We start from the raw sequence: 22,262 nt of genomic DNA on the forward strand, positions 1-22,262 counted from the left end.
AAAGAATAAATTTTCTGCCATTAAATGGTATAATCCATATGAATTAGAAAGTTCGTCTCAATGGCGTTTGATTGGATAGCTCCCTCTATGGAGAAATGCAGAGTTCTTCAAGAGGATGTTAGGTTTAGAAGTTTTATAGACCAGGAGGGGCAGATATGAAAAAGCGGGCATTTTCCGTTTTCCTTTCGCTGACGATTGTTTTTTGTGCGATTTCTGCATATTTAACACAGGCGGCAGCGGAGCAATTCCTGGGAAGCGGCGCATGGCATGTGGATGATGAAGGCGCCCTCGTGCAAGAGGACGGCTATTATGTCTATACCATTAAGCCGGGGGATATTGAAGATGGCGTTGCAACCATCCGCTTTGACCCAATCGCTTCCCCGAATGTTTTGATTGAGGACAATTATCATCCCGGCAGCAATACGGGCGTAAAGGTGAAGCTTGTCAATGAAAGCGGCCAGAAGCTTGTTTGGGAATCCGGCGGTTATGACTTTACGACGGTCAATACTTATCAGGTGGGTGGACCGATCCCGCTGGATATCAGCCAGTACACCGGATTTGTATCGGTGGATTATGGCACGGAAGAACATCCGTATGAAATCCAGTATGGCACCGCTTACCAGACGATCCCCAATTCCTTTGATGTTCTGGGATTTGACGACCAGTACATTCGCTTTGCTGTGGCGGCGGTTCGGACAAGCAACAAACCTTTGGCACGGCTGTTTGGAAAAGAAGACCCCTATGATGTTACGCTGACCGAAGCGGTGCAGGTGGATTCCCGTGTGAAGGAAGCGCTTTCCTTCCGCGATGCGGACGGTCACGAGCGCGCGGTTTCCGCAGACGCAGACCGCACTTATGCGGATTATTTGAAGCTTTATTATAATGTGGATTCGTTGGAAGATCTGACCAACCGGCAGAAATTGGAAGTCTTGGGCGGCGAAATGGAGTTTAAGAGCTTTTCGGAGGACCCTTCGGAGCGCTTCGATCCCAATACGACGGACCCCATGTTTGACCAATTTAAGCTATATGGCATTATTAAGCCGAACAACCATTATCAGATGCTGGAGACGGACCCGGAGCTCTTAGCAATGGGATACCATTACCTCTATAGCAACTGCATGCGTTTTACCTTCGATGCAGAGACGTCTCCGATTGACGGTGTGAAGGATTCTGCCAATGGAATGAGCATTGCAGACTTCATGGAAAAGGATTCCGGTTCGGCGGCTACACAGAGTGCAGAAAACGTTTTCGGCGGTACGGTACTAAATGAAAACGATGTATTGACATTGGAACATCTGGCGTTTGCTTATCAGGCGCCAAATGCATTCAACTGGATGCCGCATTGTATCGATTTTAATTTCGCTTTGAAGTTCGATGTAGACGATGGGGACGCTTCGAGCGACCCAGGAAGTTCCAGCGAGGATTCCTCCCATGGCGGCGGAGGCGGCGGTGGAGGTGGAGGCGGTGACGACCGTCCCGACCCGACGCCGTCTGAGGATCCTTCCAGCAATCCGCCCACCGTTCCAGAGACACCGTCGGAAGGCGGGGGCTCCGCAGGCGGCGGAACAGATACTTCCGGAACGACAACCGTGCCCCCAGAGGGCAACGATGAGTCCGGTGCTTCTACGGGTGGGTACTCTGGAGGAAATATCAATGAAGATTCCGACGGAAGAAGTGGAAAGCCTAAGACCGGCGATCATACCTTGGCGTTGCTCGCTGTTTCAGCTACTTTAGCGGTAGGCTCCGGGGCCTTGTGTATCTTTTTCCGCGGGAAAAAAGATGAGCAGGACGATGTTCAAGAAGAAAGATGAGATTTTCAGGAGGGAACTCGCAGGCCATAAGCATTGCAGAGGGCTTTCTGTGGAAACGGTGTGACAGCAGTTTATGAGGAAGACGGCTGCCACACGAAACGACGGCGGTATGCAAATACTGGCCATGCCAAAAGGTGGGGGCGCCTGGGCATTTACAGGCGGAAACTCTTACCCACAAAACGTTATCTACATTTTGGCCGCGCGGATTGTCCCTTGACCGGGACGGTCCATAAACCCAAATATATTCAATTAGGAGGAAACAAAAATGAGCGCAAAGAGAAAACTGGCAATGTCCGGTGTAGCAATCCTGGTTGTTCTCACCCTCGTGGCTGGCGCTACCATGGCTTGGTTCACCGACACCGAGAAAGTCAACGCAGACTTTAAGGCCGGAATCCTGGACATCAGTGTTTCCGATGACGATGCATCTGATGGAACAGAGTTGAACTTCGTGAACATGCGTCCGATGGAGGAGGACACGGCAATTGCCGAGATGACAGCAACTCTGAATGGAACACAGGACTATGAGGGCTATGATCCGGATCCGGTGTATGTTCAGCAGTTTGCTATCAACAATGCCGGCACTCTGCCTGTGAAGGTTAAACTCACCTTTGAAGAAGTAGATCCGGCTGCTGATGATACGATTAAGAAGATTGTTAGCAATGGAAACGGCGGTATCCGCCAGACAGAAGAAACAGTTGCATGTAACAATGAGTTGGGCAAATGGTATGATGCTGCTGCTGTTGAAAATGCATACCCCAACGGTTTCGAAGCTGGAGATGATATCTATAATGCGGATTTCTACAAAGGGGTAAGCACGAAGCTCCACTTTGTCCTCTTCAAGAATGATGCAGAGAAGGGCTGGCAGGTTGTCAACGAAGACATCTCTCTGAAGACTCTGTTGAAGATCAACAATGCAAATGGTGTTGAGCTGGACGGCATCATCCCGGCGGGCGCAACGGCTGAGAACAATACATATGCTCTGGGCGCCTATCTGGACGAGACTGCTGGCAACGAGTACCAGAACAAAGAGTACCATGTCAACTTTATTGTGAACGCAAAGCAGGTTGACGAAGGTGCAACGTACGCAGACGAAGCCTAATATTATTTATAGTAGCTTTGTCTTATAGCAAAGTGAAATAGCGAAATATGAATGGGTTTTTGCGGTTATTAAGAGGTCAAATCAACCGGCGCGCCGGGGCAGTTGCCCCGGTGCACCGGCCTATCTTATTTCACAAGGGGGAAGGGCAAGTTGTTCAAACTGCTTAAAGAGTCGTGGCTAAGTCTCACTTTGATACTGGTGATTTTGGCGACTGTATGTACAGCTACGTTTGCGTGGCAGGTAGATCAAAAACAGATGCCGCTGACGGCTACTAGTGCGTTGGTCAATGTCAAGCTGAACCTTGCGAACAACGAGGAGTCCGACCCAGGCGTTTTAAACTTGACAGCTTTGCAGGATGGCCAGACGGCCTATATCCCGTTTAAAATGCAGAATGTTTCCAACATTCAAACGGAAGTGAATTTCCGCGTGTTGGTGAAAAATGCAGATGGCGAAGAAATTGAGGATGCGCTTGCGGATTGGGAGATCGCCATACTCGATAACGGTGAGCCTTTGGAGCGCTCAGAGGATGGGACCTCTTTTGTTGCGAAGGTTGATGCTGCGGAAGCAGATGCAAGCACGACTGCTTATACATTGCAGTTGAAAGCTGCTCCGGATTCGGATCTCAGTATTTTGGGGACGGAGGACGCGCAGCTGTATGTCACGGCAGATGTTTGTATCCCTGCGGCAGAGTCTGTTCAGGAATAAGAGGATCGGTTGCCGGTCATACACAGCAATTGTAGAAAAATGTCTAAGGAAGGCTGCGTATGATGGAACGTATAAAAAAAATATGGTCAATTATTTGTAAAATCTTAAATGCTTTTTTTCTGGTCGTGCTGATTGGGCTGATCGTGATCCTATTGTATCTTGCGATTGGTTCAAAAGGGAACGGGTTGCCGTTTTTGCAGAATTACCAAATGTTTACCGTGTTGAGCGGAAGTATGGAGCCGACTCTAAATGTTGGCGGCGTAATTATTGTGGAGAAAGTAGACCCGATGACCTTACAGGAAGGGGACATCATCACCTTTATCTCCAATGATACTTCATTGAGTGGACAAGTGGTGAGTCACCGGATTATCCAAGTGGTTGATAACAACAACGGCCGGATGTTTATCACAAAAGGTGATGCGAACGAGGATCGTGACGATGCGGCCGCTGTGCCAACGAATGTCATTGGCCGCGTTATCTTTCATATCCCATATTTGGGCTATCTTTTGAATTTTATGAAGACCAGGAATGGTTTCTTCTTCCTTTTGTTGTTGCCATGTATGATCATCCTATTTGTGGAATCCATTAGTTTATTGAAAAACTTTTGGGCTTACCAGGATGAAAAGAAGGCGCTTAAAGAAGGAAAATCCGAAAATGCTTCCGATGAGCAGGCCCCTTCCGAGCAGGAGGCGCTTCCCGATGGACTACAAAAAGAGCCAGGGGACGCTGAGATGCTAAATTTTGAAGGGCCAACAGAGGAAACGTCGGAGCAACAAAGACCAGAGGCGCAGGAGCTTGTGGCTTCGCAAAGTACGGATCTGGTTGAACCGTCGGATGAACATGATGCAGAAGATTCTCAAATAAAGGACGATTAATTTGAAAGCAAGCTGAAATCTTGTATATAGATCCATGCTTATGATCAATCGAAGGAGTGGTTGCAATGAAAATGCGTTTTTTAAAATTACCAGTGGCCACCATTTTGAGTATGGGGCTTCTGCTCACAGTGGCGACAGGGACAACGCTCGCTTCGGAGGAAGGCGAAGGGGGTTCTTTCGGTGACCATCAAGAGATGGTCGTCTCCGTCTATGATGGGGATGTTGTAGATTTTTCAAGTGCAGTCGAACCTGAGAACCTGTCCGGTCTAAAGAAGATGGTGAAATCAGACGGTGAGGATGATACCATCCAAGTTTCTGCAGAGACCCTGTCGGATGGCCGAATCACAATCAGCCGGCCGGTGAACTTGTATGTGGATGGATACGATTCTTTGAGCGGGGCGGATCAGGATAAAGTGAAATTGGTGATCGACCTGCCTGATGAGTTGGAAGAAGACGCAGCGCGTGTGATGACCATCCAAGGATTGCCGGAAGAGTGCGTTCTTGTCCGGAATTTGGGACCTGTGAGCTTATACGTTGTGGGGACGGACGCTGGAGAAGTGTCTGAACCAGCGAAAGAAAGCATACCAGCGGATCAAAATACACCAGCGGAAGAGAGCACGTCCGTGGGCGAAAATACGCCTGCGGAGGAAAGCGCGCCAGCAGGCGGAAACACATCGGTAGAAGAGAGCGCGCCAGCAGGTGAAAATACATCCGTGGAAGAGAATACAGCGCTGGATGAAGGGCAGAATGGGCCGGTAGAGGGCAATACGACCATACCGGAACCGGCAGGAGAAGAGAGCAGCACCCTGGAGGTATCCGAATAACCGATCAAGACAAAGCAGGAATATCCATAGCGGTAAACGGCTTATTGCCACATCTCAAATCATTTTAATAGCGCCTCGCTCTGTTGCAGGCGCTATTTTTTATGTGAGAATCTTTTGGATTCATTGCAGGAGCTTTGGAACGATGCTGGTAACACAGCATTTGAAGATTTATGGGTTTCTGCATGATAAAGGAGTTTCAAAATGCGGCTCTTTATTGCCATCCGTTTCAGTGAAGCTATCTTAGAAGCACTCTGGTATATAGAAAACCAGCTTTGCCAGCAGGCGTTATCTGGAAATTTTACACGGAAAGAGAATTTTCATTTGACCTTGTCCTTCTTGGGAGATGTTACAGAGGTGGATGCCATTCTACAGGTGATGGATCAGGTGAAATTGCCTGCTTTTCCTCTGCGATTAGAGGGGATAGGCTGTTTTTGCCAAGAAAAGGGCGGGGATATCCTTTGGGCTGGAGTCAGAGAGTCCCAGGGGCTCCGCCAACTGCAAAGTTTTTTAGAGCGTGCCTTGCGGCTCAAGGGGTTCCCGCTTGAGCAGAGGGGGTTTCAGCCGCACATCACCCTAGGAAGAAAGGTAAAATTGTGTGAAGGGTTTCCTTTAGCAGCGTTTTCTGCCACCATCCCCCCAGTGGATATGGAGGTTAGAAAGTTTTACCTGATGCGCTCCGACTCTCCACAGGGAATACTTACATATACGGAAATTTATGAGAGAGAGTTGGAGGGATTGCCAGGCCATTCATACGATTCCGACGAATAGGAGGCGGATAGATGCCGGAGAAAGAAAACGGGATTGTTGTTTATATGCTTCAGTGCATCGATGGGACCCTCTATACTGGATGGACCAACCATCTAGAAAAGCGGCTGGCCGCCCATAATGCAGGCCGTGGGGCAAAATATACACGTTCTCGTAGGCCGGTCCACCTCGTTTATCAGGAAGCGCAGCCGGACCGTTCGGCTGCCTTGCGTAGGGAGGCGGAAATTAAGCGTTTGACCAGGCTGCAAAAGCTGGCGCTAATCCACGGAAGGCCGCTTGATTAAGAGAGATGGATTGTGCTATACTTTTGAAAACAACGATCGATAGAAGGAGGAGTTATACCATGCCATGCATCCAGACGAAAGTCAGCGTTAAAATGACGGAACAGCAGGAAAAAGCGATTAAGGCCAAATTGGGGCAGGCAATTTCCCTAATCCCGGGAAAAAGTGAAAACTGGCTGATGCTCACGTTCGAAGACGGTTGCAAGATCTACTTCCAGGGGGACTGTGACAAACCGGCAGCCTTTGTAGAGGTCAAAATCTATGGGAAAGCCAATGGTAGCGTGTACAACCAAATGACAGCAGCCATTACGGATATTTTGAGCAAGGAGCTACAGATCGCCCCAAACCGTATCTATGTGAAATATGAAGAAGTTGCCTATTGGGGTTGGAATGGAAATAATTTTTAAATAGAGAGATCCGATAAGAGAAAAACGCCTCTGCAATTCGCTAAAATCGCGATTGCGGAGGCGTTTTTTGCGTAGTCCAAAGAGGGCCGGGAAATTTCGCTAGGAATTTTTTGAAATGGAGAGCGCCCTTTATAGCACGTGAATGACCATTTGTAATAATAAGGACAATATATACAAATAGTACTTTTATCCGTTGGCAAATACCAAAAAATAGAGTAGGACGAGTGCCCCCAGAATGATCCGATAATATCCAAATGCTTTAAAATCGTGCTTTTTGATATACCCCATCAAGAATTTGATAGCAAGGACGGAAACCACAAACGCTACAATCAGGCCGGTCAAAAGGATGGCGATTTCCATACCGGTATATGTAAAGCCAAACTTGACCATTTTTAAAAAGCTTGCGCCGAACATCACGGGGATCGCTAGGAAAAAGGTAAATTCTGCGGAGACCGTGCGGGATGCACCAAGCAGGATTCCTCCGAGGATGGTCGCCCCAGAACGGGAAGTCCCAGGGATCAGCGCCAGCACTTGGAACAGACCGATACAAAAGGCAGTGCGGTAGGAGAGATTCGAGAGCGTGCGTACTTTTGGCCTACGGCGTTTGTTCCAATTCTCCACTAAGATAAACAGGACACCATAGAGGATGAGCATGATGGAGACCGTTACATAATTGAAAAAGATGCTTTCGATCATATCATCGAAAAGGAGCCCGATCACCGCCGCAGGCAAACAGGAAACAATAACCTTGCCCCAAAGGGTGAATGTATCACGCCTTTCCGTTGGCGTCTTCTTTCGTGAAAAGGGATTGAGCTTGTGAAAATACAGCACCACAACGGCAAGAATCGCACCTAGCTGGATAACGACCAGGAACATATCCTTAAAGGCCTGCGAAGTGTTGAGTTTGATGAATTCGTCTGCAAGGATCATGTGGCCCGTGCTGCTGATGGGTAGCCATTCCGTGATACCTTCAATGATGCCAAGAATGGCAGCTTTGAGGAGCTCCAGTAAATCCATTGATATACCTCCTAAACGGTTGGTCGTTCTGGCAGAGGGCGCCGTCAGATTGGATGCGCCTCCGGCCGCCGTTATCCATTATACAATGGATGACATAAAAATAAAACGATATTTAGCGATTTCTTAAAAGGATGATCCCGTTTATAAAAAATCCGAATAACATCGAAACAGGTCGAAACTGTGCCTCTTTCACAAAGCGGAAAACAACAAAATCAAAAAAGCTTGCTACCTCGTCTATTGAAAACTTTATTCTGCAAGGCTATAATCCAATTATAGCCTAGAGTTTTCAATATGCCTTTGAAAATGTGGATGGCTTGTAAAACTAGGAGGAGGGTTTCGTAATGTTTGAGCAATTAAAAGAAATGATACGGAATTATGTTCAGGTGGCAGATGAGGATATCCACAGGGATTCCCGATTTGTGGAAGATTTGGGATTCAATTCTTATGAGTTTATGTGTCTCGTCGGAGAGGTTGAGGATGAATTCGACATCGAGGTGGAGGAACGCGAGGCGGCAAAGATCAAAACGGTGCAGGAAGCGCTGGATTACATCGCCACTTTGACAGAAGAATGATTTGTACTTGTCCAGTTCCTTTGGAAGGGCAGGAGCACCGGGCTGCCTATACCTTGCTCGCCTGGGCGCTACATCGTCTACACGGCTTTTCTGGCAGGTTGGTTTTGTCACGGACGCCAGAGGGGAAACCGTTCCTACATGATTTCCCAAAAGTCCGGTTCAGCGTTAGCCATTGCACAGGGATGGTTGCTTGCGCGGTCGATTGCGTGGAAACAGGCGTGGATATCGAAGCGGTCCGCCCATATTCCGAACGCCTGACATACCGGTGTTTGGCTCCGGTTGAGCGGGAACAGCTTTTGGGTGATAGCCGGGAGCGGGAAGAAGCATTCTTTCGCTTTTGGACGTTAAAAGAAAGCTATGGAAAAGCGTTAGGGACCGGGCTTGGGTATCCTCTCCGGGAGGTTTCTTTTCATCTGGGGGACCCCCCAAAGAGCAACGTGCCCGGCTATTTCTTTATACAAAAAGTAATAAATAAAAAATTTATACTTTCTGTGTGCAAAAAAGGAATTCCCCCAGAGCAAACGGTAACCGTCTTACGGCATTTGCCAGAACGGATAGGAGGTATTACTTATGAGGATGGATCAATTGCAAAACCTGAAGGATTTGGTTGACTTTTCAGCTGAGACCTATGGGGAGAAGACTGCAATCCGCTATAAAAAGAAAAAGGAGATCATCGACCGGTCCTATCTGGACCTCAAACGGGACAGCGAGGCGTTTAGCCGGACACTGTTGCAGAGAAATCTCCGCGGAAAGCATGTGGCGCTGTTGGGGCCTACAAGCTATGAGTGGATTGTTGCCTATTTTGGAACGGTGAATTCCGGTGGGGTCGCTGTACCGATCGATAAGGAACTGCCGGCTGCCGACATCTGCGACGAGCTGAATCGTGCGGATGTGGAAGTGTTGGTCTATGACAGTAGCTATGCGGATATTGCCGAGCAGGTGCGGAGCGGCTGCCCGCAGCTTATGATCTATTTTGAGATGCAGCGTGCGGAACATGGCGAGGGGACGCTATCCTTTCACCGATGCCTGGAAGAAACGGCGGGGACGTTTGACGAACCTGTGGATCGGGAAAAGCTCAGCGTGATTATGTACACTTCTGGAACAACTGGAAAGAGCAAGGGGGTTATGCTCAATCATCGGAACCTGATTGATAATGTCGTCCATTTGGAAATGGGCATCGAACCTGGATCGGCCGTATTGATGACAGTATTGCCAATTCACCATGCCTACTGTTTTACCTGCGATATCCTGAAAGGGTTACAGTTGGGGTCAACCATCTGCATTAACGATTCCCTGATGCGCATTGCAAAAAATTTGCAGGTCTTTAAGCCAAATACCATGCTAGTGGTGCCAATGATCGCACAGGTTATGTACAACCAAGTCTGTGAAGCAGCGAAAAAGTCCCTGGTGATCCCCAAAAAGGTGATTGCGAAGGCGGCGTTTGGCGGAAATTTACGCACGATCTACTGCGGCGGCGCGTACCTCAATCCGGAGATGATCGAAAAATTCCGGGAGTTGAACATCAACCTGGTGCAAGGGTACGGTATGACGGAGTGCGCTCCCTGTATCAGCCGCAATTCGGAACAATGTGTCAAAGAGGAATCCGTAGGGAAATTGCTGCCTGGCTGTGAAGCAAAGGTCGTGGACGGAGAAATCTGGGTCAAAAGCAGCTCGGTGATGTTAGGATATTACAAGAACGAAGAGGCTACAAAGGAGACACTGGTGGACGGTTGGCTGCGTACCGGCGATCTCGGCTATGTCGATGAGGACAATTTCCTGTATATCACAGGCCGCAAGAAGAACCTGATTATTCTGAGCAATGGGGAAAATGTTTCCCCGGAAGAGCTGGAAAACCGGATCAGCGAAGACCCTCTGGTCGCCGAAGTATTGGTATATGAGGAGGACGGGCAGATTACAGCAGAGATCTACCCCAACGAGGAGTATGCTGCCAAGAAGCGCATCAAAGATGTCCAAGCAGAGCTTTCTGCACGTGTGGATGCCATGAACCGGGCTTTGCCGATGTTTAAGCAGGTACGCAGGATCAAACTGCGGGAGACAGAGTTTGAAAAAACGACCTCCCGTAAGATCAAACGGCACTACGGGACGGCATCCTCCAAATAGAAGCCAATATAAAAGAATCAGGCGGTCCCTTTTCCAGAGATTTCAGGGGGGAACCGCCTGTTTGGCAAAGGGGATTGTAGAACTTTGTCTCTTTTGTTGCACTGCTCTTGTAAAGTCCTCAAACTTACGTTATAATATACAGGCATAGGTTACAAAAACCATCGCCTTTTGGCGATTCAGTCTATTAGGAGAGGCGGCGTAAGAGTGAGGACAAGGGGGATTCTGCTTGTAGGAAACATGGGCGCAGAACGTGACAATTTGCGCAAATGGTTTGAATGTTCCTATCAAATGTTGGAAGCCCAGAGCCAGGAACAAATATTGCAAGACTTGGAAACCGGCCATAACCGGATTGCCGCCATACTTTTGGGTATGGAGGACCCACAGTTGAACGGATTTGAAGTCCTAGAGCTTCTATCCGAATTGCATTGGACGGATCGGATTCCTGTTGTCACAATTGTTTCCCGCCATTCGAAAAAAGTAGATGAAGTTATCTTACGTGGGTATGGTTTGGGAATGGCAGACGTCATTTGTATGCCATGCCCTGCTGAGGTTGCCCAGAGGCGCATACAGAATATGATGGAACTCTATGCGCACCGCCTCTATTTGGATAAAATAGCCACCTATCAGACACGGGAATTGCGCCAGCAAGAGTGTAAACTACGCCGTACCTATACCTTCATCATCGATGCGCTCAGCACAGCGGTGGAATTCCGGAACGGCGAATCTGGGCAGCACATCCGCCGGATCCGTGGGATTACAGAGGTGCTTTTGCGCCATCTGGCGGTGACCCACCGGGAACTGGGGCTGGGTGAAGAACAGGTGGAAACGATCATTTATGCCGCTGCAATGCACGATATTGGGAAGATTGCGATCCCAGATTCTGTGCTGCTCAAACCTGGGAAATTGACGGAGTATGAATATGCCATTATGAAAAGGCACACGCTCTATGGGTGTGAGCTTTTGCAGAGTTTTGTCTATGAGCAGGACGACGCGCTGGCTACCTGCTGTTATGAAATCTGCCGTTCCCATCACGAACGTTGGGATGGGTGTGGCTATCCAGATGGCCTTGTGGGAAACCAGATCCCTTTGGCGGCGCAGGTAGTTTCCCTGGCCGATGTATATGATGCCCTGGTGAGCAGACGGATCTATAAGCCCCCTTATTCACATAGCCAAGCGGTACAAATGATCCAGGATGGGGAATGTGGCGCATTCAACCCGATGCTTTTGAAGTGCTTTATGGAAGTAGAAAAACAGCTATGTGAACAGTTTGCCTTCCATGCAGCGGAGTGCTCGGATGGCAGCCTTCCTGCATATAGAGGTGCGTATATGGAAATACAGGATAAGCACATTTATCAGGGAGGACCAAGCGGAGAAAACCGATCCCCGGAGGAGATGGCTACATACAACCTATTGGATCAACTGGGGATTTCTTATGAACGCCTGGATCACAGCCCGGCAGCTACCATTGCAGATTGTGAAGAGGTCAAAGACCTTTTAGGGGTGGAAATTTGTAAAAACCTGTTTCTCTGCAACCGTCAAAAGACCCATTTCTATTTGTTGGTCATGCCAGGGAATAAGGCTTTCCATACAAAGGAGCTATCTTCCCAGATTGGAAGTGCGCGCTTATCCTTTGCGGGGCCAGAGGCGCTGGAGGAGATGTTGGGGGTGACGCCGGGCTCGGTAAGTATCCTTGCGTTGATGAACGACCCAGAGCATCAAGTGCAGCTCTTGGTGGACCGGGATGTAGCAGAGGAACCTTTGTTCGGATGCCATCCGTGCCGCAATACGTCGAGCTTGAAAATCCGCACAAAGGACATCTTTGAGGTATTTCTTCCATATACGGGGCATTCACCGACGTTGGTAACGCTTTCGAATGAGTGATTGATTTTCAAATGTAGGACGGGAATTCCCGTCCTTTTTCTTTATAGACACATAAAAAGAGATTGAAGCATAGGATACCAACAGACAACCGAATGGAAGGTGGACAATGCGATGGTGACCATCAGTCTGTGTATGATTGTGCGCAATGAGGAGGCCGTTTTGGAGAGATGCCTGCATTCTGTTTGCAATGCCGTGGATGAAATCATCCTGGTGGACACCGGGTCAGAGGACCGTACCAAGGAAATCGCCCGGTCCTATACGGACCGGATCTATGACTTCGCCTGGTCGGATGATTTTGCTGCGGCGCGGAATTTTTCCTTTTCCAAAGCGACGATGGACTACTGCATGTGGATGGATGCGGATGATGTCCTATTGGAAGCGGATACGAAGGCCCTTCTGGAATTGAAGGAGACATTGGACCCATCGGTGCAGGTGGTTATGCTGCCCTATCACATCGCGTTTGATGCACAAGGAAAACCGACGTTTTCTTACTATCGGGAGCGTTTGATCCGGAATGGCCAGGGGATGCGATGGGAGGGGGCAGTCCATGAGGTCATCACGCCGGTCCAACCGATTGCATATGGGAAGGCCGCCGTCACCCATCAGAAGATCGGTCCTGGGGACCCGGACCGCAACCTCCGGATCTACGAAAAGCAGCTTGCGTTGGGAAAAATACTTTCGCCGCGGGAGCAGTTCTATTATGGAAGGGAACTGTATGCCCATGGAAAATTTCAAGAGGCGGCAGAGATATTCCAGAACTTTTTGGATGGCGGGCGGGGATGGATAGAAAATTCTATTGATGCATGCCGGCAGTTGGCATACTGCCAATATGCGCTCGGCAATGAAAAAGACGCTTTGCGTTCCCTGCTGCGCAGCCTGGAGCTGGATGCACCCAGGGCGGAGGTATGCTGTGATATTGGCAAGCATTTTTTGGATCGGGGGCAATACCAGCAGGCGATCTTTTGGTACGAGACTGCGGCGGGCAGGACGCGGGACGATCAATCGGGGGCGTTTGTCCAGCCGGATTGCTATGATTATATCCCGTATTTGCAGCTATGTGTCTGCTACGACCGGCTGGGGGAATTCGATATAGCCAACCAATACAATGACATGGCATGGCGTTGTAAGCCCGAATCAGAGGCTTGCAGAAACAATCATATTTATTTTATAAAAATACGATAAGAATAGATATCAATCTGTATATTTATTAGCTAGTCTATAAAGTTTCTTGCCCTGTTTTATATGTAAAGATCTGCCTGACGAATGCAGTCAAATATTGCATTTGTCAGGCAGATACATTTTTTGAAAAAAGGAAAAAAGAAAAACAATTATTTTTTTGCACAAATAGCGAATTTTTTTACAGGATTGTGGTTTCAGCCTTGTAGTTCCTTTTGAAAAATGATACTATATACAATATCTTAGGGCGTCTATTGTAAATCATTATGCATATCCGCAGAATCTTGACCCAGAGGTCTTTTTTAAGGGATATGACACGGACGCTCTTTTTGGATTTTTATGAAGGAGGAGATGTTTTAAAAAAATTTTGGAAGCGAAGATATGAAGAAGAGAAACCGTTTGAAAAGGAGGTTTGTTCACAAGTGAAACAGAGAAGAAGGCTTCTTGCATTGCTTCTGGCAAGCACGATTGCTATGGGGAGTTTCACCGGCGCGCTGGCCCTCACCGATGAGGACGTGAAGGACAGCACGGCCGCGCAGACCAATGTGGCGGAGGACGCCACAGAAATGGACCGGCAGATTTTATTCAACGATGACTGGAAATTCTATCTCGGGGATGCTTCGGGCGCACAGGAGAAGAATTTCAACGATTCCAGTTGGCGCGATGTCACCCTACCGCACGACTGGAGCATCGAGCTTGACTTTACCAATGGTGCAACCACTTCCGAGATCGGCCACCTGGCAGGTGGTATCGGATGGTACCGCAAGACGTTCACCCTCCCGCCGGAGATGGCGGACAAGCGGATTACCGTCGACTTCGGCGGTGTCTATATGGACAGTTATACCTATGTGAATGGGGAATTGGTTTCCCGCCATCCGTACGGCTATACGCCGTTCTCCTATGACATCACGGACCTGGTGGTCTGCGACGGCGAGACGGAGAACGTAATCGCGGTACGGGCGGAAAACCGGATCGATAGCATGCAAGGCACGACCAGCCGTTGGTATTCCGGCAGCGGCATTTACCGTGACGTCCACCTGACGGTCACGGAACCGGTGCATGTAGCGCGCTATGGCACGAAGATCACCACGCCGGACCTGCAGGAGGAATACACCTCCGGCCAGGATGTTACCGTGAATGTGGCAACCCAGGTGCAGAACGATTCGGAGGATGAAGCGACGGTCACCGTCCGGACCTCCATGGTGGGCTATGAAGACGAGAGCGTCCTCATTGACCCGGTGGAATCGGAGCCCGTCTCCGTTGCAGCCGGCGAAACTGAGACGGTGGAGCAGGTGCTCTCCGCGGTAGAACCGGCCCTATGGTCCGTGGACGACCCGAACCTCTACAATCTCGTGACAGAGATTCTGGTGGACGGCGTTGTTACCGACCGTTATGAGAGCCGCTTTGGATTCCGTTGGACGGAGTTTACCGTCAACGACGGCTTCCTTCTCAACGGCGAGTGGATGAAGCTCAACGGCATGTGTATGCACCACGACCAGGGCGCATTGGGCGCTGTGTCGAATTACCGTGCCGTCCAGAGACAGATGGAAATCCTCAAGGGAATGGGCGTCAATGCTATCCGCGTCACCCACAACCCGGCGTCCAACGAGTTGTTGCAGGTTTGCGACGAGCTGGGCCTGATGGTCATTGAGGAAGCATTTGACTCCTGGTTCCTTGGAAAGAAGAATTACGACTATGGCGTCCGCTTCTTTGAAATGGAAGCAACGGACCCGACGGCAACGCCCGGCCAGACCTGGGCGGAGTTTGACCTGAAGACCATGGTCAACCGTGGAAAGAACTTCCCCTCCATCATCATGTGGTCTCTCGGCAATGAAATTTATGCCACGGACAATGCAAGAGGTCCCGAGACCGCGCAGAAGCTGTATGATTGGACGAAGGAAATCGACGATACCCGTCCTTGCACGATGGGTGAGGACAAGTTCCGTGAAAGAAGTGCGACGGATACCACTTCCACGTACATTCAGGTAGCGGATAAGATGGATGTCGTCGGTATGAACTATGTCGACCGTTATCCGTATAAATACGATACGCTGCGTGCGACCCATCCGGATTGGATCATTTTCGATTCCGAGAGTTCTTCCGCAACCAAGAGCCGCGGGATCTATGCACACCCGGACAGCGAGGGAACCGGAGACTCCGGCAGCCACCCGGATTACCAGCAGTCCTCCTATGACAACGACCATGTGGGCTGGGGCAGCACCGCAACGCAGAGCTGGACCGCAAACCGCGACCGGAAATTTATTTTGGGCGAATTTGTCTGGACCGGCTTCGACTACATCGGCGAACCGACCCCGTGGAACCAGAATGCGTATGCGCCGCCGAAGAATTCCTACTTTGGTGTTGTGGATACCGCGGGCTTCGTAAAGGACGACTATTATCTCTATGAGAGCCAGTGGACCTCCGTTGAGGAGAACCCGATGGTTCATATCATGCCGCACTGGAATTGGGATGACGCTTCCCTGCGCGCCCAGGTGACGGTGAACGGGGAAATCCCGGTCCGCATCTATTCCAATGCGCGCTCGGTCGAATTGTTCAAGGACGGCGAATCCCTTGGCAAGCAGACCTTTGCCACCATCACCCCGTATCAGGATGAAAAGGGCGAGGATGTTGTCTATCAGGTGAACCCGGACAATGCGAGCAAGCTCTATCTGGAATGGCGCATTCCGTACGAGCCCGGCACCCTGAGGGCTGTGGCATACGACGAAAACGATGAAATCGTGGCGGAAGACGTTGTGACGACCGCAGGCGACCCAGCGGCGATTTCGCTCTCCGCAGACCGCCAGGTCATCGAGTCCGACGGACGCGACCTCTCTTACATCACGGTGGACGTCCTGGACGCAGACGGAAACTTTGTGCCTACGGCGGACAACCAGATGTATTTCAACATCACCGGCGACGGCAAGATCGTCGGCGTGGACAACGGCAACTCCCCGAGCTGGGAGCGCTATAAGGACTACGACGGCGTGTGGAAGCGCAAGGCTTTCAGCGGCAAGGCGTTGGTGATTGTCCAGTCCACCAAGGAAAACGGTTCCTTCACTTTGACGGCGACAGGCGACGGCCTTGCCAGCGACTCGATCACCTGCTATACAACGGAGAATGCGGGCGAGGGCAAGGATATCCTGGGTTATGACAATCCTGGAACCGTTGTGACCAATGTCAACGAGCGGCCGGATCTGCCGGAGACTGTTATGGCAATCTATAGCGACGGCAGCAAGGAAGAGGTCCCGGTTGTATGGGATGAGATTCCGGAAGAGCAGCTGGCACAGCCCGGCACCATCACGGTCCGCGGCGATGTGGACGGCGCAACGGTCGAGATCACGGTCATTGTGAAGAGCGTCCTCGGCGTGCGCGATACCCGCATGGTCACCCGCACCGGCACGGTTCCCACGCTTCCGGAGACGGTCAAGGTCGTGTACAGCGACGGCACCGAACAGAGCATGGCGGTTGCCTGGGAGACCATTACCGAAGAGGAAGTTGCCCAGGAGGGGACCATCACCAAGCTCGGCACCGTGGAGGGCATCCCGGAGGATATGAAGGCGACTGCGTATATCCGCGTAGGGGAACAGTCGGTCCCAGGCGCGAATGTGGCCGTCCGTGCAGCAGGAGAGACGTATCCGAAGGCAAATGCTTCCTATAACGTTGGAACCGGGCATAATATGTCCGACAGCATCAACGATGGAACCATCGCCTTTAGTCCCTCTTGGAACAACTGGCAGAATGGCGGCGTCGGCCTGGAGGATTCCTGGGTAAGCGTCGAATTTGAGGAAGCGTACACGATCAGCAAGGTTGGCGTGCATTTCTTCACAGACGGACAGACCAAGGAGCCGAGAGAGCTGATCGTCCAATACAGCAACGACGGCGCCGATTGGACCAATGTAGAAAATCAGAGCAAAACCTCTGGGTTTAATGTTGCACAGGGAGATGTGAACACCGAATATTCGATCACATTTGACGCAGTGAATGCGAAGTTTATCCGCCTGTCCATGAAGGGGCAAGTGCGCGATGCAAGCACCTTCAAGCCGGTGGGTATTTCGGAACTGAAAGTGTACTCGGATATTACAACCGCGCCGGTGCCGAGCAGTGATGCCACCTTGACGGCATTGCAGCTGAACGGCGAGGATCTGGAAGGGTTTGCACCGACCACCTATTCGTATACATATGTGCTCGGCTACAACGATTCGATCCCGGAGATCACGGCAGTTCCCGCAGCAAATGCATCTGCGTTTGTTGTCCCGCCGCTGACCAACGACGGTTCCGCGAGCATCATTGTTTCCGCGGAAGATGGAACAACCAACCGCTACACCATCCAGTTCCAGCGCAGCGACGCGACGTTGGAGAGCGTGGTACTCTCTGCGGATAAGACGGATCTGGTGGAAAACGAGCTGGTTCCGTTCACCTTGACCGCCACCATGGAAGATGGCACGACCCTGTCCAGCGGCAGCTATACGGTGGAATACACCGTCACGGCGACCGACGCGGAACAAAAGGGTTGGGTGAAATTCAATAACAACGGACAGATCGAAGCGCATACGGCAGGCGCCGTGGAAGCTGTGGCAGAGGTCACTTACCGCGGTAAGACGGTCGCTTCCGAGCCGTTGGCCCTGACGATTGCAGCGGCAACCGAGCCGATTGTCGTACAGTTCTATGATGCTGTTTCGGTTACGACCAAGTTGAACACCGCCCCGGTTTTGCCGGAGAAGGTTACCGCTTACGTGGCGAACAGCTTTGCACGGGAGCTTTCCGTGCAATGGGATGCGATTGATCCCAGCCAGTACGCAGCGTATGGCCAATTTACGGTGGAGGGCACCGTCGAAGGACAGGAGCTCAAACCGACGGCCACCGTCCTTGTAAAAGACGCGATTGCGGCACAGCAGGTTTCCGCAGCTACGCCGTATGGCAATACCCCGTCGCTGCCGGAAATTGTTACGGTTTACAACAGCGATGGAACGACGAACACGGAAGTCCCGGTCACCTGGGAGCCGATGTCCGCAGACGACTTTAAGGTCGAGGAAGGAACCGTCGTGCTGGTCAACGGCGTGGCGGAATTGGACGGAACGGAATTGCCGGTTATTGCGAGCGTCCGTGTGACGAGCCAGGATGTGGTCGTCAGCAAGAACTATGCAGAGCTTCAGAACGGCTACGAGCTTCCGTTTGCCATCGCTTCTTATACCAACGACGTCCCCGAATCGACGGACCGTGTGGATAAGCTGAACGATGGAAAGATCTCCTTTGCAACTTCGGATGCAGAGGGCAAGAACATCTGGTGCGACTGGCAGCGCAATGCTGGCGGTACGGAAAACTGGGTTGCTGTTATCATCGGCAACAGCGGCGCCGTTGTGAACCGCTTTGTGGATACCCTGAAGGTTGGCTTCTATGACGAAGGTTCTTCCGGCGGCACGCAGAAGCCTTCCGATTACCGAGTGGAATACTATACCGGCCCGATCGACTTTACCCTGCCGGATGGCCCCACAACCGCACTGGGCCCGAACAACCCGCGCGGCCATGTCCGCGACATGGCGGACAGCCCGCTGAACGACGACAGCAATTGGCAGGAAGTATCCTATGTGGGCGGCAAGCCCGCGGTAAAGACCGGCGAGATGATGGAAATCACCTTCGACCCGGTGGAGACCTGCATGCTGCGTGTGTACATGACCCCGACAGGGACTGCCTGCCTGGGTGTGACGGAATTGCAGTACTTCGGCAAGGATGCCGTCGCGAAGTCGGACTTTGCCGTCAATGCCATCAAGATCGACGGCGAACCGTTGGCAGACTTTGATGCGTCCAAGATGGAATACACCGTAGAGCTCACCTCCGCGGCGGTCCCGGCCGTAACAGCAGAGGCGACCAACAATGCATCCGTTACAATTGTCCCGGCCGTAAGTGCAAACGGCACAGCGAAAGTGATTATCGCGCCGGAGGATGGCAGCGTTGCAAACACAAAGACCTATACCATCCAGTTCCACAGCGAATCTACGGCGGACACCTATCCTGTAGTGACAGAGCCGGTGGAAGGCGCAACCATTACGACCGACCTCCAGCAGGCGCAGGAAGGCCAGACCGTTACGGTAAACATTGCGGACATCGCTGCGGATAAGCAGTTCCACTCCATTACGGTTGTGGATGCAGACAATAACCCTGTTGATACAACCGAAGTGGTGGCTGGCGAACAGTATACCTTCACCATGCCGGCTTCCGCTGTCACCGTCAAGGTGGTTTTGGAGGATAACGACCCGAATCAGGAACATCTCTTGACCGTTTCTTACTCCGGTAAGGATGTCTCCCTGTGGGTGGACGGCGTCCAGCAGAGCTTTGCAGACAAGATCAACCAGTACCGTGTCAACCTGAAGAAGGGCGAAATCATTGCCCTGACCTTTAAGCCGCGCAACGAAGGCAGAGAGTTCCGCGCGATCCTCTGCAATGATGTAGCACAGGAAGTGACCAACACAACCGAGTATCTGTATACCGGCACCATGGACGGTATGGATCAGGCGTTGAGCTTCACGTTTGATATCGTCTATAAGGAGCTTCTGAAGCAAACCATCGATGCGGCCCAGCAGGAAGTGGACGCGGGCAATACGCAGGGCCTGATCCCGGCGGTTCAGGAGGCGTTTGATACGCGCTTCCAGCGTGCAAAAGAGGTTTATGCAGATCAAGAGGCAACCCAGGCGCAGATCGATGCGGCCCATATGGACCTCATGATGGTTCTACACTTCCTGGACTTCAAGTCTGGCGATAAGACCTATTTGAAGGACTTGATCGACACAGCGGAAGCGCTCGATCTGGATCTGTTTGTAGAGGCAGGAAAGGCCGAATTGGAGGCAGCTCTTGCAAATGCGAAGGGCGTCTATGCGGACGAAAGCGCTTTGCAGCCGGAGGTCGACGAGGCGGCGGAAACGCTCCTCGAAGCGATGCTTGCCCTCGACCGCAAGGCGGACTTGTCGGTATTGAATACCGTCATTGCGAAGGCCGAAGAAATCCTGTTGGTCTTGGACGAGGATTACATCCCCGATGAAGAGGCGAACGAGGCATTTAAGCGCTCCCTTGCCACTGCGAAGTCCCTCACGGAAGAGAGCGGACAGAGAGTGGTTGACGAAGCGGCTGTCGATCTTTCCAATAAGATGGCGGCGCTCCGGCTGAAGGCAGATAAGTCCCTGCTGGAAGAGCTCTTAAAGGAAATGCAGGACGTTGACCCGTCCGATTATACCGCAGAGAGCTATACGCCGTTCGCTGCGGTGATCAAGAGAGCGGAAATCATGTACAACAATCCGATGCTGAGTGTGGACGACGAGCCGGAGATTCAGAGCACGGTGAACGAAGCAAGAGCTCTGTTTACCAAGCTTGTACAGAAGAATTCCGGCAGCAGCTCCGGTGGAAGCCATTCGGGCAGCTCCAATAAGCCTTCCGGAAGCGGTACAACGGTTGCCGTCACCTCGCCGGTCATCACGGCGGCACAGAATGTCCAGACGCAGATCTATGTTGTCTCGGATACGACATTGCCGTTTGCGATCAAGAGAGGCAGCGCCTATTGCTTCAAGATGACTGTAGTTGGCAGCACGACAGCTGTTCCCAGCTTTACCGTTGGCAATGGCGATGTGCTCAAGACGCAGTACGTTGCAAAGGTTGGCAACGACTATTACTTCCGCGTATGGGCTATTGGCACGCCGGGCAGCAGCACAGGCGTCTATACGACCCTGCCAGGACAGAACCCGCAGCTGCACTGTGTTGTGACTGTCAAATAAGAATCGGTTTTTTGCTCCCAATGGGTTTGTAACATCCAATCGGGCAGCGGCGCCCCTGGCCAGAAGGAACTGGCCAGGGGCGCTTTTTCTTGAAAATTTGTGAACTACCCGGCAATCTCCATTTGGGCAGAGCGTTAGGGGGATACCCCAAAACGATTGTGAAAACCAGAATGGAATCAAAAGGCGCAAAACGTGGGGAAGATTCGGCCTGTTTTTGTGGCTGTCAACAAGCTTGCCGCGCGTCTATTGACAAATCGGCATTGTATGGTAGAATAATACTTAAAATTTTTTAATTATATGGGATGGATGCTTGGCTACAAAAGGCTGTGGAGGAAGAATGGAATTGGACTTTTGTGCCGGAAATCCATAAGGAGAATCGCCATGTTGGAGCAAACCTTTCGTGAAATCTATACGAAGTTTAAGCTGAATTTTTATAAAAATATTTTCCACACGATGGATCAATCCAACAATCGGCTGAGTGCTACGGAGGCCTTTTCTGTAGAGGTGATCTATGCAATGAAAGGGCCAACGATCCGGGAGTTTGCCGATTTTGTCAATATTTCGCAGCCGAACGCCACGTATAAGATCAATTCCCTTGTGAGGAAAGGCTATATCAACAAGGTCAATTCCGCGTCGGATAAGCGCGAATACCATCTGGAGGTCACGCAGAAGTTCTTGGACTATTACCGTATAAACGATAGTTATATCCATGAAGTGATGGAAAACATCCGAAAACGTTTTGCCCCGGAAGATGTGAAGCGGCTGGAAGAAATTCTGCGAGTAATTGCGGACGAATTGATGTGACGGGCGGCCATTGGTGGATTCATAACTCCCATGCAAACCGGCCCCGGATGCATATTTTTAGATGTGCTTCAAAAGGAAAAATCTATGATGAGAAAATCCTGTTTCAAACATGGTCTTTGAAACAGGATTTTCTATGGGGAAAAATTGTAAGTCATTTGGAACGC

At 50.9% G+C, this 22,262-nt stretch carries 16 protein-coding genes; 15 read left to right on the forward strand and 1 reads right to left on the reverse strand.

Annotated elements, in window-relative coordinates; translation table 11 throughout:
* Positions 1-155: 155 nt before the first annotated feature.
* From I2G69_RS00985 to I2G69_RS01020, 8 genes are all read left to right on the forward strand, one after another.
* The gene (locus I2G69_RS00985) at positions 156-1,811 is read left to right on the forward strand and encodes a hypothetical protein (RefSeq protein ID WP_195560043.1); all 1,656 of its coding nucleotides are present in this window, start codon (positions 156-158) and stop codon (positions 1,809-1,811) included.
* Between the two features lie 265 nt (positions 1,812-2,076).
* Positions 2,077-2,910 carry a TasA family protein gene (locus I2G69_RS00990; RefSeq protein WP_195560044.1) on the forward strand — a complete coding sequence of 278 codons (834 nt, stop codon included), beginning with the start codon at positions 2,077-2,079 and terminating at the stop codon, positions 2,908-2,910.
* Positions 2,911-3,060: 150 nt separating this feature from the next.
* A complete protein-coding gene (locus I2G69_RS00995; RefSeq protein WP_191362281.1) occupies positions 3,061-3,615 on the forward strand; it encodes a hypothetical protein in 555 nt (184 codons plus the stop codon).
* 59 nt (positions 3,616-3,674) lie between these two features.
* Positions 3,675-4,490 (forward strand): signal peptidase I, encoded by an 816-nt coding sequence (locus tag I2G69_RS01000; protein ID WP_195560045.1) that lies wholly within the window; start codon positions 3,675-3,677, stop codon positions 4,488-4,490.
* 65 nt (positions 4,491-4,555) lie between these two features.
* The gene (locus I2G69_RS01005) at positions 4,556-5,314 is read left to right on the forward strand and encodes a hypothetical protein (protein WP_195560046.1); all 759 of its coding nucleotides are present in this window, start codon (positions 4,556-4,558) and stop codon (positions 5,312-5,314) included.
* A gap of 201 nt (positions 5,315-5,515) precedes the next feature.
* On the forward strand, positions 5,516-6,082 hold the full coding sequence (gene thpR, locus I2G69_RS01010) for an RNA 2',3'-cyclic phosphodiesterase (RefSeq protein ID WP_087230142.1): 567 nt from the start codon (positions 5,516-5,518) through the stop codon (positions 6,080-6,082).
* 11 nt (positions 6,083-6,093) lie between these two features.
* A complete protein-coding gene (locus I2G69_RS01015; RefSeq protein WP_087230145.1) occupies positions 6,094-6,363 on the forward strand; it encodes a GIY-YIG nuclease family protein in 270 nt (89 codons plus the stop codon).
* Positions 6,364-6,422: 59 nt separating this feature from the next.
* A complete protein-coding gene (locus I2G69_RS01020) occupies positions 6,423-6,767 on the forward strand; it encodes a phenylpyruvate tautomerase MIF-related protein (RefSeq protein ID WP_087230148.1) in 345 nt (114 codons plus the stop codon).
* Positions 6,768-6,953: 186 nt separating this feature from the next.
* On the opposite strand, the gene I2G69_RS01025 is transcribed toward I2G69_RS01020, so the two are convergent.
* The gene (locus I2G69_RS01025) at positions 6,954-7,784 is read right to left on the reverse strand and encodes an undecaprenyl-diphosphate phosphatase (protein ID WP_087230150.1); all 831 of its coding nucleotides are present in this window, start codon (positions 7,782-7,784) and stop codon (positions 6,954-6,956) included.
* Between the two features lie 341 nt (positions 7,785-8,125).
* On the opposite strand from I2G69_RS01025, the gene I2G69_RS01030 reads away from it, so the two are divergent.
* The 7 genes from I2G69_RS01030 to I2G69_RS01060 all read left to right on the forward strand — a co-directional run bounded on the left by I2G69_RS01030 (position 8,126) and on the right by I2G69_RS01060 (position 22,098).
* Positions 8,126-8,356, forward strand: coding sequence for an acyl carrier protein (locus I2G69_RS01030; RefSeq protein ID WP_087230153.1), 231 nt, complete (start codon positions 8,126-8,128; stop codon positions 8,354-8,356).
* Between the two features lie 218 nt (positions 8,357-8,574).
* A complete protein-coding gene (locus I2G69_RS01035) occupies positions 8,575-8,967 on the forward strand; it encodes a 4'-phosphopantetheinyl transferase family protein (RefSeq protein WP_172749512.1) in 393 nt (130 codons plus the stop codon).
* The gene (locus I2G69_RS01040; protein ID WP_419761416.1) at positions 8,927-10,477 is read left to right on the forward strand and encodes an AMP-dependent synthetase/ligase; all 1,551 of its coding nucleotides are present in this window, start codon (positions 8,927-8,929) and stop codon (positions 10,475-10,477) included. The genes I2G69_RS01035 and I2G69_RS01040 overlap by 41 nt, the downstream gene beginning before the upstream one ends.
* A 237-nt stretch (positions 10,478-10,714) precedes the next feature.
* On the forward strand, positions 10,715-12,358 hold the full coding sequence (locus tag I2G69_RS01045; RefSeq protein WP_087230159.1) for an HD domain-containing phosphohydrolase: 1,644 nt from the start codon (positions 10,715-10,717) through the stop codon (positions 12,356-12,358).
* A 111-nt stretch (positions 12,359-12,469) separates the two neighbouring features.
* Positions 12,470-13,540, forward strand: coding sequence for a tetratricopeptide repeat-containing glycosyltransferase family 2 protein (locus tag I2G69_RS01050; protein ID WP_087230162.1), 1,071 nt, complete (start codon positions 12,470-12,472; stop codon positions 13,538-13,540).
* A 416-nt stretch (positions 13,541-13,956) separates the two neighbouring features.
* A complete protein-coding gene (locus tag I2G69_RS01055) occupies positions 13,957-21,294 on the forward strand; it encodes an Ig-like domain-containing protein (RefSeq protein ID WP_195560047.1) in 7,338 nt (2,445 codons plus the stop codon).
* A gap of 381 nt (positions 21,295-21,675) precedes the next feature.
* Positions 21,676-22,098 (forward strand): MarR family winged helix-turn-helix transcriptional regulator, encoded by a 423-nt coding sequence (locus I2G69_RS01060; RefSeq protein WP_087230168.1) that lies wholly within the window; start codon positions 21,676-21,678, stop codon positions 22,096-22,098.
* The last annotated feature ends 164 nt before the right edge of the window (positions 22,099-22,262 follow it).

It is taken from the genome of Anaeromassilibacillus sp. D41t1_190614_C2 (assembly GCF_015558525.1).
Taxonomy (GTDB): Bacteria; Bacillota; Clostridia; order Oscillospirales; family Acutalibacteraceae; genus Anaeromassilibacillus; species Anaeromassilibacillus stercoravium.